This is a genomic window from Variovorax sp. GW823-FHT04F07, assembly GCF_058795995.1.
The window spans coordinates 92,615-109,925 of record NZ_JBXAIG010000010.1; the positions used below are offsets into that span (position 1 = coordinate 92,615).

Genomic DNA, 17,311 nt, shown 5'->3' on the forward strand with positions numbered 1-17,311 from the left:
TACGAATTCGGAAGATTATGACGATGATTGGCGACGATCTCCAGCAAGTAAGGGCCCGGATCGACCGGGCCTGTGCGCAGGCCGGGCGCGACCCGTCGGCGGTGCGCCTGCTGGCGGTGTCCAAGACCTTCGGGCCGGAGGCGGTGCGCGAGGCGCACGCGGCCGGCCAGGCGGCCTTCGGTGAGAACTACGTGCAGGAGGGCCTGGACAAGATCGCCGCGCTGGCCGACCTGCGCGCGGGGCTCGAATGGCACTGCATCGGCCCTCTGCAGAGCAACAAGACGCGGCCCGTGGCCGAGCAGTTCGACTGGGTCCACAGCATCGACCGCCTGAAGATCGCCGAGCGCCTGTCGGCCCAGCGCCCGGCCCACCTGCCGCCGCTGCAGGTGTGCCTGCAGGTCAACGTGGACGGAGGCGCGAACAAGTCCGGCGTGCCGCCGGAAGAGGCCTTGGCGCTCGCGCGCGCTGTGGCGGCCTTGCCACAACTGACGCTGCGCGGGCTCATGGCGATCCCCGAACCGGCAGCGGATTTCGCGGCGCAGCGGGAACTGTGCCTGCGTGCCCATGCGGTGTTCGAGGCGATCCGCGCGGCGGGCATCGCGCTGGACACGCTCTCGCTGGGCATGAGCGGGGACCTCGAGGCGGCGGTCAGCGCCGGCAGCACGATGGTGCGGGTCGGTACGGCGATCTTCGGCGGGCGGGCGCGCAAGCCCGCCTAGGGTCGGTTCAGACCCCGAGCGGCAAGCGCGCGCTGCTCTTGACCTCTTCCATCACCGCATAGGTCCGCGTCTCGCGCACGCCGGGCAACTGCCACAGCACGGTGCCGGCGAACTCGCGGTAGGCGGCCATGTCGGCCATGCGGGTCTTGAGGAGGTAGTCGAAGCCGCCGGCGACCATGTGGCATTCCATGATCTCGTCGCGCACCTGCACGGCGGCCTTGAACTGGTCGAACACGTTGGCGGTGGTGCGGTCGAGCAGGACCTCGACGAACACGGTGAAGCCGCGCCCCAGCTTGTAGGGGTCGAGGCGGGCCTCGTAGCCCAGGATGAAGCCGTCGCGCGTGAGGCGCTGCACGCGCGCCAGCACGGCGGTGGGGGAAAGCGCGACCGCCTCCGCCAGCTTGAGGTTGGTGATGCGGCCGTCTTCCTGAAGGATCTTCAGCAGGCGCAGATCGATGCGGTCCAGATCAAGCATTCGAGGATTATCCGGCGCACACATCGATCGACTGCAAGAAATGCGGCCTATTTGCCACGGCCATAGGAGATAGAACCAAGGAAATGCCGTTGGACTACCCTTTCGCAGTCATTTGAACTACCGAAAGCCGTGGGTCACCGCATTCAACGCACCGTGGTCGAGCCCGGTGCGGCAGCCTGGCGGCCCGAGAGCTGGTCGACCAGCGCGCCGTAGGCCGGGCCTTCGCGCAGCTTGGTGTACGCAGCCTGGGCTTCGCGGTAGCCGGGGCGCGACGTGTCGGCGCCGGCTTCGCCCGACTGCTGGGCGGCCAGGCCCGAGCGGATCCACAGCTGCGTGTCGGCGGCCACGGCGGCGCGGCTGTTGGCCGAGACCACGACCGGCTCCTGGCCCATGTTCTCGTTGTAGCCCTGGGTGGGCGCGGTCTTCAGCCACTGCTGGGCGTCGGCCGTCACGGCGGCGCGCGTCGTCGACGACGCGAAGGGCGCGGGACGCGGGTCGCCTTCGGCGTAGTTGCCGGCAAAGCTCGGCGCGGCGGCCAGGCCCAGCAGGGCGGCGACGGCGGCGGTGTTCAGCAGGCGGGTGGTGGCAGACAGCTTCATGTTCGTTCACTCCTTGAGGTGGTTGCTTGGTTGGTGAGAACGACTGTACGAAGCGCATCCACGCGACCGATAACGTCTGGATGACGGTTTTGTCATGTGCGTATCCACCTGCATCGGGCCGCGCCGAGAGGGACCGCAAGGGGCCTTCCAACTTCTCTTGCATAACCGCCATCGCGGCATGCATAAGCCATGGCGCGCGGCCCTCAGTCGGAATATCGTTGCGCCCATCCATTCCAACCAAGGGAATCTTCCATGAACGAGAAACTCTCCTTCGTCAATCCGACGGCCAACAGCCCCTGGGGCACCTACCTGTCGCAGGTCGATCGCGTCGTGCCGTACCTCGGCCCGCTGGCGCGCTGGGTCGAAACCCTCAAGCGCCCCAAGCGTGCGCTGATCGTCGACGTGCCGATCGAGATGGACAACGGCACCATCGCCCACTTCGAGGGCTACCGCGTGCAGCACAACATGAGCCGTGGCCCGGGCAAGGGCGGCGTGCGCTTCCACCCCGACGTCACGCTGGAAGAAGTGATGGCGCTGTCGGCCTGGATGACCATCAAGACCGCGGCCGTCAACCTGCCGTACGGCGGTGCCAAGGGCGGCATCCGCGTCGACCCGAAGAAGCTGTCGCTGCAAGAACTCGAGAAGGTCACGCGCCGCTACACCAGCGAGATCGGCATCATCATCGGCCCGCACACCGACATCCCCGCGCCCGACGTGAACACCAACGCGCAGATCATGGCGTGGATGATGGACACCTACTCGATGAACGTCGGCGGCACCGCCACCGGCGTGGTCACCGGCAAGCCGCTGCACCTGGGCGGCTCGCTGGGCCGCGTGAAGGCCACCGGCCGCGGCGTGTTCGTCACCGGCCGTGAAGCGGCCCGCCGCCTGGGCATGGACCTGCGCGGCGCGCGCATCGCGGTGCAGGGCTTCGGCAACGTGGGCTCGGTCGCGGCCGAACTCTTCGTCGAGGCAGGCGCCAAGATCGTCGCGGTGCAGGACCACACCGGCACCATCGTGAACACCAACGGCCTCGATCTGGCCCAGCTGGTGCCCATCTCGCGCACCGACGGCGTGGTCGGCTTCAAGGCCGGCGGCGACATCGTGCCGAACGAAGACTTCTGGGACGTGGCCTGCGACATCCTGATCCCGGCCGCCCTCGAAGGCCAGCTCACGGCCGAGCGCGCCAAGAAGACCACCGCCAAGCTGGTGCTCGAAGGCGCCAACGGCCCGACGGTGCCCGAGGCCGACGACATCCTGGCCGAGCGCGGCGTGCTGGTCGTGCCCGACGTGATCTGCAACGCCGGCGGCGTGACGGTCTCGTACTTCGAATGGGTGCAGGACTTCTCGTCCTTCTTCTGGGACGAGGACGAGATCAACGTGCGCCTCGACCGCATCATGATGAACGCGCTCAACCAGATCTGGGACACGGCCGACAAGCACAAGATCCCGCTGCGCACCGCCACCTACGCGGTGGCCTGCGAGCGCATCCTGATGGCGCGCCAGGAACGCGGCCTGTACCCCTGACGCGATCTCCGGGGCTTGCAGGGCCTTTCGGGAACCCCCGGCCTGCCGGGGGCTCGAAGCGAAGCCGCCGGTTGGTTAGCATCCGGTGTCCTTCCCGCCCTGCCATGCCCCAGACCTCTTCTGCTGCTTTCTTCTCTTCGCCGGCCCGCGTGCCGGCGTTTCTGTTCCCGGGCCTGCTGTCGGCCCTGTTGCTGGCCGGCTGCGGCAGCTTCGGCACGGGCCAGGCCTACGAGCCCGAAGACTTCGACTCCACCACCACCCACACGCGCAACTACGCCGCCAGCGAGGCCCAGACCTGCGAGGCGGCGCGCCGCGCGCTGCTGAGCCAGGGCTACATGGTCACGGCCGCCAACGCCGACCTGGTGACCGCGCGCAAGAGCTTCCAGCCCGCGGCCGAGACGCATGTCGAGGTCGAGTTCCGCGTGGTCTGCGCGCGGGAAGGGGGCGCCGGCAGCGCCTCGGGCGGACGCAGCACCGTGGCCTTCGCGACCGCATTGCAGGACCGCTACGGCCTGAAGAAGGGCAGCAACTCGGCCAGCCTGGGCGTGGGCGCCATCGGCTCGCTCTCGCTGCCCTTCGGCGGCAGCAACGAAGCGATGGTCAAGGTGGCGAGCCAGACGCTCACGGACGAACGTTTCTACGACCGCTTCTTCACGCTGGTCGAGCGCTTCCTGCAGGGCGGCGGCCCCGACATGCCAGCGGACGCGGCACCGGCCGACGACGCACCGAAGCCCGCCACGCGCCCCGCAGCCACCACCTTCCCGGTGGCGCCGTCGCCCAACCGCGGCTGAACAGGCTCGGCAGTCAGCGCACCAGCGTCGACTTGCCGAACAGGCTCTCGATCAGCTCCACCGCCACCTCGGCCGTCTGGTTGCGCACGTCGAGCGCGGGGTTGAGTTCCACCACGTCGACCGAGCCGAGCCGTCCGGTGTCGGCGATCATTTCCATGCACAGCTGCATCTCGCGGTAGGTCGGCCCGCCGCGCACGCCCGTGCCCACGCCCGGCGCGTCGGCCGGGTCGAGGCAATCGAGGTCGAAGCTCACGTGCAGGTGGGTGTCTTCGTCCACGTCCTGCAGCGCTTCGGTCATGGTGGTGCGCATGCCGTTCTCGTCGATGTGGCGCATGTCGAACACGGTCAGGTCGAGCGTGCGAATCGCCTTCTTCTCGTCATCGTCCACGCTGCGGATGCCGATGAAGCGGATGGCGTCGTGCGCCAGCGCTGCGGGCTCGCCGCTCCAGCCCGTGAGGTCCGCCGGCCCGTGGCCCAGCAGGCACGACACCGGCATGCCGTGCAGGTTGCCGCTGGGGCTCGTGGTCTCGGTGTTGACGTCGGAGTGCGCGTCGAGCCACAGCACGCGCAGCTTCTTGCCGCGTTTTCGCGCATGCCAGGCCACGGCGCTGATGGAGCCGATCGCCAGGCAGTGGTCGCCGCCCAGCATCACCGGCACGTGGCCGGCGCCCAGCGCGGTGTCGACGGCGGCGTAGACCGAGCGGTTCCAGGCGATCACCTCGGTGAGGTGGCGCAGCCCGTTGGCCGGTGGTGCCCACGGCGTGGCCGGGCCCGCGAGGTTGCCGCGGTCGAGCACCGTGAAGCCCTGGCCCGCGAGCGCCTCGGCCAGGCCGGCCACGCGCAGTGCGTCGGGGCCCATGCCCGCGCCGCGCACGCTGGCGCCGATGTCGGTCGGCGCGCCGATCAGTTCGAGGGTGGTGGCGGCGGTGCTGCTGCTGTTCATGTCGGTCTCCCGATGTGGTGCCAGAGGTAGGCGTAGCCGAGCGCATCCATGAAGGCGGACGCCTTGTTGTCCGCGGCGGCGCTGTGGCCGCCTTCCATGTTCTCGTAGAAGCTGCTGTCGTGCCCTTGCGCGAGCAGCTTCGCGTGCATCTTGCGCGCATGCACGGGCCCCACGCGGTCGTCGCGCGTGGAGGTGGTGAACAGGGCGGGCGGGTAGGGCGCGTCGGCCCGGGCGTTCTCGTAGGGCGAGAAGGTCCGGATGAATTCCCACTCGTCGGGCAGTTCCGGGTCGCCGTACTCCGCGATCCATGAGGCGCCGGCCGACAGCTGCGTGTAGCGCTTCATGTCGAGCAGCGCCACCTCGCTCACGATGGCGCCGTACAGCTGCGGGTACAGCGTGAGCATGTTGCCCATGAGCAGGCCGCCGTTGCTGCCGCCCATGGCGCCCAGGTGCGCGGGCGAGGTGATGCCGCGCGCGAACAGGTCCTGCGACACGGCCGCAAAGTCTTCGCAGGTGCGCAGGCGGTTTTCCTGCAGCGCGGCCTGGTGCCAGCGCGGGCCGTACTCGCCGCCGCCGCGGATGTTCGCCACCACGTACACGCCGCCGCGCTCGAGCCAGGCGCGGCCGATGCCGCCGCTGTAGCTCGGCTCCAGCGAGATCTCGAAGCCGCCGTAGGCGTACTGCAGCGTGGGGTTCGTGCCGTCGGCCACGAGGTCCTTGGCGGCGATCTCGAAGTAGGGCACGCGCGTGCCGTCCGCCGAGGTCGCGAAATGCTGGCTCACGCGAAAGCGCGAGGCGTCGAAGAAGCCGGGGCTGTGCTTCAGCGGCTGCGGTTCGCCCTGGCCGAGAGTGCCGATGTACAGCGTGGTCGGCTGCAGGAAGCCGCTCACGGTCAGGAAGTAGTCGTCGTTCTCGGTCTCGTCGATGCCGCCGGCCGCCACGCACGAGAGCGCGGGCGCGCCGCCCAGGCTGTCGCGGGCCCAGTCGCCCAGGCCGTCCGCCGGCGGCGTGAGCACCTCCAGCCGGTTCACCACGTCGTGCATCACGTTGAGGATGAGGTGGTGGCGCGTCCACGAGTAGTCGTCGAGCGCGGTGGTGTCGTCGGGTTCGAACAGCAGCGTGAGATCGCGCGCGCCGGCCATGTAGTCGTCGAAGCGCGCGGCCAGCAGCGAGCCGGCGGTGTAGGTGCGGCCGGCCACGCTCCAGTCTTCGCGCGGCTCGATCAGCAGCCACTCGCGCGTGACGCCGGTGTTGGCGTCGTCGGGCACGTCGATCTTGGCCAGCGTGCCGTCGGGCGCGCGCAGCCAGGTCTCGCTGTCGTAGAAGTCGATCTGGCGCGAGACGAAGTCGCGCTCGAAGCCGGGCGTGTGGTCGCTCCAGGCGCTCACCGACATGTCTTCGTGCGCACCTTCGTACACGGTGACGGCCTCGGCCAGCGGCGTGCCGCGTTGCCACTCCTTCACCAGGCGCGGGTAGCTCGAGCTGGTCATCGAGCCGGGGCCGAAATCGGTGCCGACGTACAGGTGGTCGATGTCTTTCCAGGTGACGTGGTTCTTCGCCTCGGGCAGTGCGAAGCCGCCTTCGACGAAGGCCAGGTTCACCAGGTCGAACTCGCGCACCACGTCGGCGTCGGCGCCGCCGCGCGACAGCGAGATGAGGCCGCGTTCGTACGCGGGCTCCAGGCAGTCGGCGCCGTGCCAGACCCAGTTCTCGCCGTCCTGCGCGGCCAGCGCATCGAGGTCGAGCACGGTCTCCCACGCGGGTTCGGGCGTGCGGTATTCATCGAGCGTGGTGCGGCGCCACAGGCCCTTGGGATGCGCCTTGTCGCGCCAGAAGTTGTAGTACAGCGCACCGATCTTGCTGACCATCGGAATGCGCGCGTCCGAGTCGAGCACCTCGAGCAGGCCCTGCTCGATCGCCTGGAAGGCCGGCGACTGCGCATAGGTGTGAACGGCGTGTGCATTCTGCTGGCGAGCCCAGTCCAGAGCGGCTTCGCCGTCGATGTCTTCGAGCCAGAGATGGGGGTCTTCGTTGTGCGCAGAGGTCATGCGGCACAGTGTACGAAGCCCCCGTGAATGCGGCGGCCTGTGAGCAGTTGTTGCTGCATTCGAGGCGCGTCGATTTTTTCATTACATGTGGACGCGCGCCCCGGCCATCCTTGGGGCAAACCCCTGTCCCGGGCGTGCCTTCCCCCGGTGGAAACACTGAAGAAGCGAAGGCCCACGAACGCGATGCCCACGGTATCCTGCCGGACGGCGCATGCCCCAACGAGGAGAACCACACATGAAACACCTGAGCGGTCTTGATGCCACCTTCCTGCACCTGGAAACCCCCGAGATGCCGATGCACGTGGGTTCGCTCAACGTGCTGGACCTGCCCAAGGGCTACAAGGGCGACTTCTACGAAGACGCCAAGGCCTTCATGGCCAGCCGCATCCACCTGGCCGACGTGTTCACGCGCAAGCTCGCGCTGATGCCCTTCGACATGACCAATCCGGTGTGGGTCGAGGACGACGACATCGACCTCGACTACCACGTGCGCCACATCACGCTGCCCAAGCCCGGCACCAACCGCCAGCTGCAGCAGTACGTGGCACGGCTGCACTCCACGCTGATGGACCGCAGCCGGCCGATGTGGGAGTTCTTCATCATCGACGGCCTCAAGAGCGGCCAGGTAGCGCTGTACACCAAGGTGCACCACGCGGGCATCGACGGGCAGGCCGGCGTCGAGCTGGGCAAGGCCATCTTCGACCTCGAGGCCACGGGCCGCGTGATCAAGCCGCCGCGTGCGCGCCCGCGCAGCAACGGCTACCAGCTGGGCATGGCCGAGCTCGCCACAGCGGCGCTGCGCAACACGGCGCAGCAGTACGTGAAGCTCTTCAAGATGGCGCCGGCCATCGCGCGCGCCATCGGCGGCCTGGCCCAGCCCGACGAGAAGGCGGCCGACAAGGCGGCCGCCACCGCGCCGAAGAAGTTCAACCTCTTCGCGCCGCGCACCTCGCTGAACGTGTCGATCACCAACCAGCGCACCTTCGCCGGGCGCACCATCTCGCTGGCCGAGACCAAGTACATCGCCAAGCACTTCGGCGTGTCGCTCAACGACGTGGTGCTGGCCACCGTGGCCGGCGCGCTGCGCCACTACCTGGCCGACAACAACGAGCTGCCGGCCAAGCCGCTGGTGGCCGGCGTGCCCGTGAGCCTGCGCGAGGCCGGCGACCAGACGGCCAACAACCAGGCCAGCATGATCCTCGTGAGCCTGGCCACCGACATCACCGATCCGCTGCAGCGGCTGAAGGCGATCAACGCCTCGTCGAACTCCTCGAAGTCGACGATGAACCGCTTCAAGGCCGTGATCCTGGACGACTTCCCGACCTTCGCCGCGCCGTGGCTGGTGTCGGGCATTGCGTCGATGGTGGGACGCTCGGGCATCGTCAACCTGCTGCCACCGGCGGCCAACGTGGCCGTCTCGAACGTGGCGGGCGCGCCGTTTCCGATGTACTTCGCGGGGGCGCTGGTCACCTGCTACTACCCGGTGTCGATCGCCAGCCACGGCACCGCGCTCAACGTCACCGTGCAAAGCTACAACGGTCGCATGGACTACGGCCTGATCGCCTGCCGCCGTGCCGTGCCCGACATCACCGAGATCGGCGACTACCTGCTGGCCGAGCACAAGCTGCTGATGGAGCTGACGCAGAAGCACCCGGCCGTCTCCGGCGCGCCGGCCACACCGCCCAAGCCCGTGGCCGCTCCCGCGCCGGAAGCCGACGAAGAGACCCAGGCCGCTGCACCGGCCCGCAAGCCGGCCGCGCGCAAGAAGGCGCCGGTGAAGGCCGTCGCCGCCAAGAAGACGGCGCAGAAGGCCCCGGCCAAGGCCGCGCCGGTCAAGGCGGCAGCGAAGAAAGCCCCTGCGAAGAAGGCGGCGGCGAAGAAGGCCGCACCCCGGCCCGCGGCCCGCAAGGCCGCCGCATCGCCGCGCGCCGCTGCGGCATGATCGACAGGGCCGGCCCGGCCTGGACAAAAAATTGGGGCAGTTGGACTAGTTTTCCGACCGTTCTAGTTTTCCAGGCCTAGGCCCTGCGGAAGATGATTGGCCCATCGCGATTCCCCGCGAGCCATTCAACTTCAAGGAAATCTCACATGTCCACGCAAACCAACATCGCTTCCGCCGCCATCCACGTCGTCGGCCAGTACAACGACGCCGGCAAGACCCTGGTCGGTGCCTACCGCACCGGCGTGCAACGCCTGCTGGGCGGTGCCGCTTCGCGCTACAGCGAATTCCTGGGCAACCGCCAGATCCCGATGGTGAGCGAGCAGATCAAGGCCAACCTGATCGGCGCGCAAGAGAAGGTGCATGGTTTCCTGTCCAACCGCCTGGACATCGACACCAGCCGCATCGTGAACGCGATGGACCGCGTCGCTGCCGGCACCACCAGCGGCATCGAAACCGTCGCCAACCGCGTCGCCCAGATCGAATCGCCCGCTGCCACCACCGTGCTGAACGCCCTGTCGGCCGTGAACCAGCCCTTCGCCACCGTGTCGGTGCAAATCGCTGACCGCATCGTCGCCGGCACCAAGCAGATCGAAGCCCGTGTGAGCGGCACCGAAGAAGCCGCCCCCGTGCGCACCGTGAAGGCCAAGGTCGCTGCGGCCAAGAAGCCGGTTCGCCGCGCTGCCCGCAAGGCGGCCTGATCCCGGGGCGCTGACCGCGCCCTTTTCATTCCTTACGCCCCTGGAGCACCCACCGCATGGCGACCCGTCCCGATGACACTGCAAAGTTGAAGAAGAGGGCGGCGCCTGCGAAGAAGGCTCCGGCGGCGAAGAAGAAGGCCGCGCCCCGTAAGGCGGCGCCGGCTGCGAAAGCACCGCCCGCAGACACTGCTGCGGCCGGCACCAACAAGGCCGAAGCGCTGCTGCGCGCCGGCCTCAAGGCGTTGGACAACGTGCGCAACGACGTCGCCAAGCGCCAGGCCAACGTGATCGAAGGCCTGCTCGGCATCGGGCACGGCAAGGCCGACGCGGCCGGTGCCAAGGCGGCGCTGACGCGCGGCTTCCCCAGCCTGGACACCTTCGGCATCCGCAAGTTCGAGGACGTGTTCGACCAGCGTGTCGCCACCGCCCTGCAACGCCTGGGCATGCCCAGCGCCGACGAGGTGCAGGCCCTGCGCGACGAGGTGGCGCAGTTGCGCGAACGCCTCGCGACACTCGAGAAACCGTCCGGCCCACGCGCCAGTTCAAGCAGCGCCGGCGGCAAGCGCTGAGCGGCACACAACGCACGCAACACGCCGCTTGTGGCCAGCTCCAACACCACGCGCGATCGCATCCTGCAGACCAGCCTTGCGCTGTTCAACGCGGAAGGTCTTCCGGCCGTGTCCACGCACAAGATCGCGGCCGAGCTCGGCATGAGCCCGGGCAACCTGCACTACCACTTCAAGGCCAAGCAGCTGATCGTCGAATGGCTGTTCCGGCGCTTCGAGCAGCGGCTCGAGGTGCTCAACGGCTCGTCGGCGTCCATTGCCGCCATCGACGACCTGTGGCTGGCGCTGCACCTGCGCTTCGAGGCCATCGACGAGTACCGCTTCATCTACCGCGACATGGCCTTCCTGGCCAGCGAGTACCCGGCCCTGGGGCAGCGCGCCCAGGCCATGACCGCGCAGAACCTGCTGGCGGCCCAGACGCTGTGCGAAGGGCTGGTGGCCTCGGGCGTGATCGAGACCAGCGCCGAGCAGGCGCGCATCCTCGCGCTGCAGATGGTCTTCACCACCACCTGCTGGCTCTCGTTCGAGCGGCTGGTGCCGGGGCGCGACGCGCTGGCGCAGGCCGATCCCGGTTTGGCGGCTTTCTACACACTCACGCTGGTTTCTCCGTATGTTTCCAGCGAATCGAGGGCTTATCTTGATTACCTGAGGGGCAAATACCTCGGATAAATGAAGTCGTCGTCCGACGGGGCATGCAACTTCGCACCCCCATCGTCGTCCTACAGAAGAAAGAAACAGAAAGGAAGCCGCCATCATGACCACCGCCACCCACGAACCCATCGCACCGCCGTCGCGCCTGCTCTTGCTGGCCGAAGCGCGCGCCCTCTGGGAAACCGGCGCCGGCCTCGCCATGTGGCCGCTGCTGCAGCTCGCGCCGCGCGGCGACGGGCACCCCGTGCTCGTGCTGCCGGGCCTGGTGGCCAGCGACATGTCCACGCTGCTGCTGCGCCGCTACCTGTGCAGCCGCGGCTACGACGCGCACGGCTGGGGCCAGGGCCGCAACCTGGGCCCGCGCGCCGGCGTCGAGGACGGCATGGTCGACCTGCTCAAGACCCTGGCCGACAAAAGCGGCCAGAAGGTCAGCGTGATCGGCTGGAGCCTGGGCGGCGTGTACGCGCGGCTCTTGGCCTCGGCGCAGAAGGACCTCATCCGCAACGTGATCACGCTGGGCAGCCCGTTCTCGGGCAGCCCGCGCGCCACCAACGCCTGGCGCGTGTACGAAGGCGTGAGCGGCCAGAGCTCGCACGACCCGCGCCGCATGAAGTTCGTCGAACCCACGCCGCCCGTGCCCACGACCTCGATCTTCAGCCGCACCGACGGTGTCGTCGCATGGCGCTGCAGCCTCGAGAGGACCGGCCCGCAGTCGGAGAACATCGAGGTGGTGGCGAGCCACCTGGGGCTCGGCGCGCACCCGGCCGTGCTCTATGCGGTGGCCGACCGGCTGGCGCAGCCCGAGGGCGAATGGAAGCCGTTCAACCGCGGCATGCTTGGGCCGCTGGTGTATCCGGACCCGGACCGCAACGTCTGATCCGAGGCGAACACTCCCCAAGAAAAAAGACCGGCGAATGCCGGTCTTCTTCTTTGGGGCTCCAGAGTGGGCTCTTCAGGCCCCGGCCCACACGTCGAGCACGTAGCGCTGCTCGGCAATCATCCTGTCCATCCACGCCGCGCTGTCCTGCCCATGCTCGCGCGCAAGGTCGCTGAGCGTGCGACGCACGTCGGGCTCCATGCGCGAGCCGTCGCCGCACACATACACCACGGCGCCGGCTTCGAGCAGCTTCCACACGGCAGCGCCCTGTTCGCGGATCAGGTCCTGCACGTAGACCTTGCGGTCGCCGGCGCGAGAGAAGGCCGTGTGCAACTTCATCAGGCCGCGGTGCGACCAGGCCTGCAGCTCTTCGGCGTAGATGAAGTCCTGCTCGGGATGGCGGCAACCGAAGAACAGCATCGCCTCGCCCAGCGCCTCGCCGCGTTCGACCTGCGACGCGCGCGCCTGCAGGAAGCCGCGAAACGGCGCCAGGCCGGTGCCCGGGCCGACCATGATGAGCGGCCGGTTGGCGTCCTCCGGCAGCCGGAAGCCCTCGGCCGTGGTCTCGCGGATCACGCCGTGCACCGTGTCGCCGGCCTCGGCGCGCGCCAGGAAGTTGGAGCACACGCCCTCGAAGGTGCCGTTGCCCGACATCGCGGGCGCACTCACCACGCCCACCGTCACGCTGCAGCGCCCCGGCGTCATCGTCGGTGACGAGGAGATCGAGTAGTAGCGCGGCGACAGCGGCGACAGCATTTCCAGGAACACCGAGAACGGCACCTGGCAGGCGCGGTGCTCTTCGAGCAGCTCCAGCAGCGACTTGCGCTTGTGCAGCACCTCGGCCTTGTACGCGGCCTGCGAGGCCTCGTCGCTGCCCGAGAGCGCCTGCAGCTTGGGCTTGGTGAACGGGCACTCGGTGTGCGCGGCGAGCGTGGCGATCTGCTTGCGCGTGGCCACGTCCTGCAGCTCGACGTAGTCGCCCAGCAGGCGATCGACGGCGATGACCTGGTCCACCGGCAGCGCCGCCTTGCGCCCCGGCACCGCCGACAGGCGCACGTGCGCCGAGCGGTCGAAGCCGAAGCGCGCCATCGCGCGCTCGACCTGCGCGGGGCTGTTGCGCGGCACCACGCTCAGGTGGTCGCCGGGCACGTAGTTCACGCCTTCGGGCAGCATCAGCTCGACGTGGCGCGTGGAGCGTCCGGCCTCGCCGTTGGCGCCGGCGCTTTGCAGTTCGCGGTTCTCGATCACGCGCAGCGGCACCGCGCCCAGCGCATCGACCAGCGCGTTCTTCTGCGGCGGCGGCAGCTCTTCGAGCGTGTACAGCGGCTCGGCCTCGGCCGGCGTGTCGGCGCCGTTCTTGATGTCGAAGGTCTTCACCAGCGCGGGCCACAGCGCGTCGCTCCAGTCCTGGAAGGCGCCGTCCATGTCCTCGCGCGCATCGCCTTCGCCGCGCTCGTGCACGCGGTCGGCGCCCAGCGCCTCGAGCCGTTCGTCGATGCGGCGCGGCACCGCCTGGTAGGTGGCGGCCCAGTCGGTGTTGCCGCAGCCGAAGACGCTGAAGCGCACGCCGTTGAGCGAGTCGTCGGCCTTGTCGAGCCAGCGGTGGAACTCGGCCGCGTTGTCGGGCGCCACGCCGTTGTACGAGGCGCAGACGATCGCCACCGCGCCGCTGGCCGGCAGCCGCTCGGCGTAGTCGTCGAGCGAGGCCAGCTGGGTCGAGAAGCCGCGCAGCTCGCCGGCCTCGGCCAGCTGGCGCGCCAGGTCTTCGGCGGTGCCGAGGTTGGAGCCCTGCAGCACCAGCAGCGAGGTGCCGTGGCGCGCGGCCTGCGGCTTGCGCGCGGCGGGCTTGGCCGGCGTGTCGGGCGCGGCCGCCGCCTCCACGGTGCCGCGCGGGCGCGAGGCCGGGTCGCGCAGCAGCGCCTTGATCTTGAAGTTCTCGGGCTTGATCGTCAGCGCTTCCTTGATCTTGAGCTTGTAGCCCGTGTGATCGACGAGGTTGAAGCGCTGCAGGATCATGCCCAGCGTGAGCACCGCCTCCTGCAGGGCGAACTGCCGCCCGATGCAGGCGCGCTGGCCGTTGCCGAAGGGCTTGAAGGCGTTCACGGGCCGCTCGCGCTCGGCCTCGCGGCTGAAGTGGTCGGGGTTGAACTGGTCGGCATCCTCGCCCCAGATGCCCTTGTCACGGTGCAGCGCGAGCGCATGCATGATGACCATGTTGTTCTTCTTGATCGTGTACTGGCCGCCGATCTTCGTGTCTTCCTTCGCGCGCATCGAGATCGCCGGCGCGGTCGGGTACAGGCGCAGCGATTCCTTCAGCACCTGCATCACGTACTGCAGCCGGTTGACCTGCGCGTAGGTGGGCTTTTGCGTGGTGTCGCCGCCGAACACGCTGTCGACCTCGGCCTGCGCCTTGGCCATCGCCTCGGGGTTGTTCAGCAGGAAGTAGATGGCGAACGACAGCAGGCCGCTGGTGGTCTCGTGGCCCGCGATGAGGAATTCGATGCACTCGTCGCGGATCATCTTGTCGGTGAGCTTCTCGCCGCTCTTCTTGTCCACGCCCGCGATCATGTAGCTCAGCAGGTCGGGCTTGGTGGCGATGTCGGCGCCGCTCGTGCGCCGCTCCTCGATGATGTCTTCCACCATCTTGTGCATGTAGCGGATGTCCTTGCGCTGCTGCGCCAGCTCCTTCTTGAGCATCAGCTCCTCGAGCGGAATGCCGCGCCGGTTCTGCACCGTCTCCAGCGTGCGCACCATCGCATCGACGAAAGGATGGAAGCCCTCGCGGTAGAACGAGTTGAAGCGGTAGCCGAAGCCGCACAGGCCGATGGTGTCGAGCGTGAGCGCGGTCATGTCGCGCACCACGTCCACCTCTTCATCGAAATTGAGGCGCTCCCACTTGGTGACCAGTTGCCCTGCGATGTCCAGCATCATCGGGTGGTAGGCCTGCATCGCGCGCTGGCTGAAGTTGGCCAAGAGGATGTTGTGCGGCTTGGACCACGTCTCCTCGTGCGTGTCGGAGGTGAAGAGGCCGTGCGACGCGGCGCGCAGCCGGCGCAGCGCGCCGCGCGTGCTCTTGTCGAAGCGCGGCTCTTCGCACAGCTCGTCGACCAGCGCGGGCGACGACACCACGATCACCGGCATGCCCGGCATGTCGAGCCAGTAGATGCCGCCGAGGTCCTGCGCGATCTTCCACATGTCGAGCACCGGCGAGTCGGAGCCGATGGACAGCAGATTGCCGACGAAGGGTTTCTTCGCCGGATGGGGGATCGGATGGAGCGAGTTCTTTCCTGCCATGGTGTACCTTGTTGTGCCTTCGGTATGGACCCGCTTCGGATGTCCGGGATGCGAATCCGGAGTATCCCGATGGCACAGGGGGTGGGCAGGACGGGGTTTCCCTAGGAAACAATGACGCGGCGCAGGGGGCGATCACGCCGTCAGCGTGATCGCTATTCACAGTGGCCCGGGCAGGTCCCCCGAAAGAACTCAGTCAGGGTCGGACCATCTTGCAGTCGGTGCCTTGCGCCAGCTCGTTCCCGGTATAGACCGCATCGGTGCGGAAGCCGTAGTTGGTGCCTTCCCAGCCCGTCTTCACCGCCTTGCCGTCCACCGGCGCGATGGTGTTCACCACCTGCGGCAGCAGCAGCTGGTGGTCTTCGCCGCGCATGCGCACCGGGCCCACCACCGAGTCGAAGCTCAGGTCTTCGAGGGCGCGCGCCACCTTCACCGTGTCGGCGCTGCCGGCCTTGGCGATGGCGGCGGCCAGCAGGCGCGGCGTCAGGTCGATGCGCGGCGCGAGGAAGTCCTTGCCCGTCTTGGCCTTGTAGGCCTTGGCCAGCGCGTCGACCTTCGGCGTGTCGGCCTGGCCCGGGTGCCATTCGGCCACCCAGGTGAGCTGCCCCGTCTTCGCCTGCGACACGGCCGTGACGGTGCCGGGCACCGAGCCCGCGCTGTGGTTGAAGTAGCGCAGGTTGTAGCCCGCGTCGCCCGCGGCCTTCTGCAGCAGCGTCATGTCCTGGCCCCAGTTGCCGGTGATGACCGAGTCGGCGCCGCTTTGCTTGATGTTGGCGATGTAGGGCGCGAAGTCCTTCACGCGGCCGATGGGGTGCAGCGTCTCGCCGACGAACTGGATGTCGGGGCGCGCCAGGCCCACCAGCTGGCGGCCGTAGCTGGCCCACTGCTTGCCGTGGGCATAGTCCTGGTTCAGCAGGTAGACCTTCTTCACGTCCGGCGTCTTCTTGATGTAGTTGGCCAGCGCCTTCATCTTCATCGCCGTGTTGGCCTCGGTCTGGAAGTGCCAGAAGCTGCAGCCCTTGCCGGTCATCTCGGGGTCGATCGAGGAGTGGTTCAGCACGATCAGTTCCTTGCCCGGGTTGCGCTGGTTCCAGCGCGCCACGGCCAGCACCAGCGCCGTCACCACCGACGAGCCCGAGCCGCCCGTGACGATCGCCTTGGCGCCCTGGTCGATGGCCGCCTGCAGCGCGCTCTGGCTTTCCTGCGCCGAGAGCTTGCTGTCGAACTGCAGCAGTTGCAGCTTCATGCCGCCGAGCACGCCGCCCTTGGCGTTGATGTCCTCGATGGCGTACTGCGTGTGCATCAACATCAGCTCGCCCACGTTGGCAAACGGCCCCGACAGCGGATCGATGTAGGCGATCTTGTAGGTCGGCTGCTGGGCCTGCGCTGCCGTGCCGGCGATGGCAAACAGAGAGGCAAGGGCGATCCGCGCCAAAGGCGCATGCGTGAGCTTCATGAAGTGTCTCCGGAGGGTGTGTGAAAGACGGAATCAGTTCTTCGCGCGCAGCCCGATCACGCGGCTGGCCAGCTTCGTGAGCTGTGCCACCACCTCGTCGGGCGAGAGGCGCCCGTTGGGGCGGTACCAGCTGTAGAGAAAGCCCGGCAGGCTGCAGGCCGCGAGCGCGGTGATCTTGGTCTCGTCGAAGTCGAGGTCGCCGTCGCGCCGGGCTTCTTCGAGCAGCGGGCACAGCAGGTCATAGAAGTGATGTGCGAGCTTCTTCTGCGCTTCGAGGTATTCGGGGCGGTACACCTGCGGCTCGCGGTACGCGAAGAAGGCCACCGGGTGGTGCGCGATGGTGGCGCGGATCAGCCCCTCGATGCCTTCCATCACCTTCTCGCTCGCGCGGCGCGGGTCGGCGGCGGCGAAGTCGAGCGCGGTGAAGCAGTCGACGGCGGGGCGCCACGACAGCGTCTCGAAGATCTCCTGCTTGTCGCGGAAGTAGTAGTACACGAAGGGCTTGGTCACGCCCAGCTCGCGCACGATCTGCGCCATGGTCGTGTTGGCGTAGCCCTGCGCGGCAAACAGCTGCGCCGCCGCCTGCAGGATGCGCTCGCGCTGCAGGTCGGTGCCCTGCGTGGCCGCGCGCTGGCGGCCCGTGCCCTGCGGCAGGTGCGGCTGCGCCGCCAGCGCCGTGTGCGTGGCAGAGGGTTTGTTCGGTGTCGCGGAAGTTATACCCATGGGTA

Annotated in this window: 15 protein-coding genes; 8 read left to right on the forward strand and 7 right to left on the reverse strand. The window is 68.4% G+C overall.

Annotated features, from left to right (window positions below):
- Window positions 1-17 precede the first annotated feature (17 nt).
- Window positions 18-719, forward strand: a complete 702-nt coding sequence (locus AC1RAA_RS29915; RefSeq protein WP_492732631.1) for a YggS family pyridoxal phosphate-dependent enzyme — start codon at window positions 18-20, stop codon at window positions 717-719.
- A gap of 7 nt (window positions 720-726) precedes the next feature.
- On the opposite strand, the gene AC1RAA_RS29920 is transcribed toward AC1RAA_RS29915, so the two are convergent.
- Window positions 727-1,194, reverse strand: coding sequence for an Lrp/AsnC ligand binding domain-containing protein (locus AC1RAA_RS29920; RefSeq protein ID WP_062478450.1), 468 nt, complete (start codon window positions 1,192-1,194; stop codon window positions 727-729).
- Window positions 1,195-1,337: 143 nt separating this feature from the next.
- Entirely contained in the window at window positions 1,338-1,793 is a 456-nt protein-coding gene (locus tag AC1RAA_RS29925; RefSeq protein WP_095950083.1) for a hypothetical protein, read from the reverse strand.
- Window positions 1,794-2,045: 252 nt separating this feature from the next.
- Between AC1RAA_RS29925 and AC1RAA_RS29930 the strand changes: the two genes are divergently transcribed.
- Together AC1RAA_RS29930 and AC1RAA_RS29935 are read left to right on the forward strand one after the other, a co-directional pair.
- On the forward strand, window positions 2,046-3,320 hold the full coding sequence (locus AC1RAA_RS29930) for a Glu/Leu/Phe/Val family dehydrogenase (RefSeq protein WP_492732633.1): 1,275 nt from the start codon (window positions 2,046-2,048) through the stop codon (window positions 3,318-3,320).
- Window positions 3,321-3,424: 104 nt separating this feature from the next.
- The gene (locus AC1RAA_RS29935) at window positions 3,425-4,111 is read left to right on the forward strand and encodes a DUF2242 domain-containing protein (RefSeq protein ID WP_492732634.1); all 687 of its coding nucleotides are present in this window, start codon (window positions 3,425-3,427) and stop codon (window positions 4,109-4,111) included.
- A 13-nt stretch (window positions 4,112-4,124) separates the two neighbouring features.
- Here AC1RAA_RS29935 and rocF read toward each other — a convergent pair whose 3' ends face one another.
- Both rocF and AC1RAA_RS29945 read right to left on the reverse strand, forming a co-directional pair.
- Window positions 4,125-5,054, reverse strand: a complete 930-nt coding sequence (gene rocF / locus AC1RAA_RS29940) for an arginase (RefSeq protein WP_492732636.1) — start codon at window positions 5,052-5,054, stop codon at window positions 4,125-4,127.
- A complete protein-coding gene (locus AC1RAA_RS29945; protein ID WP_492732638.1) occupies window positions 5,051-7,102 on the reverse strand; it encodes a prolyl oligopeptidase family serine peptidase in 2,052 nt (683 codons plus the stop codon). The genes rocF and AC1RAA_RS29945 overlap by 4 nt, the downstream gene beginning before the upstream one ends.
- A gap of 235 nt (window positions 7,103-7,337) precedes the next feature.
- On the opposite strand from AC1RAA_RS29945, the gene AC1RAA_RS29950 reads away from it, so the two are divergent.
- The 5 genes from AC1RAA_RS29950 to AC1RAA_RS29970 all read left to right on the forward strand — a co-directional run bounded on the left by AC1RAA_RS29950 (window position 7,338) and on the right by AC1RAA_RS29970 (window position 11,836).
- Entirely contained in the window at window positions 7,338-9,044 is a 1,707-nt protein-coding gene (locus tag AC1RAA_RS29950; protein ID WP_492732640.1) for a WS/DGAT/MGAT family O-acyltransferase, read from the forward strand.
- Window positions 9,045-9,190: 146 nt separating this feature from the next.
- The gene (locus AC1RAA_RS29955; protein ID WP_159274669.1) at window positions 9,191-9,742 is read left to right on the forward strand and encodes a hypothetical protein; all 552 of its coding nucleotides are present in this window, start codon (window positions 9,191-9,193) and stop codon (window positions 9,740-9,742) included.
- A gap of 86 nt (window positions 9,743-9,828) precedes the next feature.
- The gene (locus tag AC1RAA_RS29960) at window positions 9,829-10,311 is read left to right on the forward strand and encodes a phasin family protein (protein WP_492732642.1); all 483 of its coding nucleotides are present in this window, start codon (window positions 9,829-9,831) and stop codon (window positions 10,309-10,311) included.
- A 30-nt stretch (window positions 10,312-10,341) separates the two neighbouring features.
- Window positions 10,342-10,977 carry a TetR/AcrR family transcriptional regulator gene (locus tag AC1RAA_RS29965; RefSeq protein ID WP_070063831.1) on the forward strand — a complete coding sequence of 212 codons (636 nt, stop codon included), beginning with the start codon at window positions 10,342-10,344 and terminating at the stop codon, window positions 10,975-10,977.
- An 85-nt stretch (window positions 10,978-11,062) separates the two neighbouring features.
- Window positions 11,063-11,836, forward strand: a complete 774-nt coding sequence (locus AC1RAA_RS29970; RefSeq protein WP_492732644.1) for an esterase/lipase family protein — start codon at window positions 11,063-11,065, stop codon at window positions 11,834-11,836.
- Window positions 11,837-11,911: 75 nt separating this feature from the next.
- Here the strand turns inward: AC1RAA_RS29970 and AC1RAA_RS29975 are convergent, their stop codons facing one another.
- The 3 genes from AC1RAA_RS29975 to AC1RAA_RS29985 all read right to left on the reverse strand — a co-directional run bounded on the left by AC1RAA_RS29975 (window position 11,912) and on the right by AC1RAA_RS29985 (window position 17,306).
- Window positions 11,912-15,130 (reverse strand): bifunctional cytochrome P450/NADPH--P450 reductase, encoded by a 3,219-nt coding sequence (locus AC1RAA_RS29975; protein ID WP_492732646.1) that lies wholly within the window; start codon window positions 15,128-15,130, stop codon window positions 11,912-11,914.
- 193 nt (window positions 15,131-15,323) lie between these two features.
- Window positions 15,324-16,583, reverse strand: coding sequence for a branched-chain amino acid ABC transporter substrate-binding protein (locus tag AC1RAA_RS29980; RefSeq protein WP_159274664.1), 1,260 nt, complete (start codon window positions 16,581-16,583; stop codon window positions 15,324-15,326).
- Between the two features lie 33 nt (window positions 16,584-16,616).
- A complete protein-coding gene (locus tag AC1RAA_RS29985; RefSeq protein WP_492732648.1) occupies window positions 16,617-17,306 on the reverse strand; it encodes a TetR/AcrR family transcriptional regulator in 690 nt (229 codons plus the stop codon).
- Window positions 17,307-17,311 lie beyond the last annotated feature (5 nt).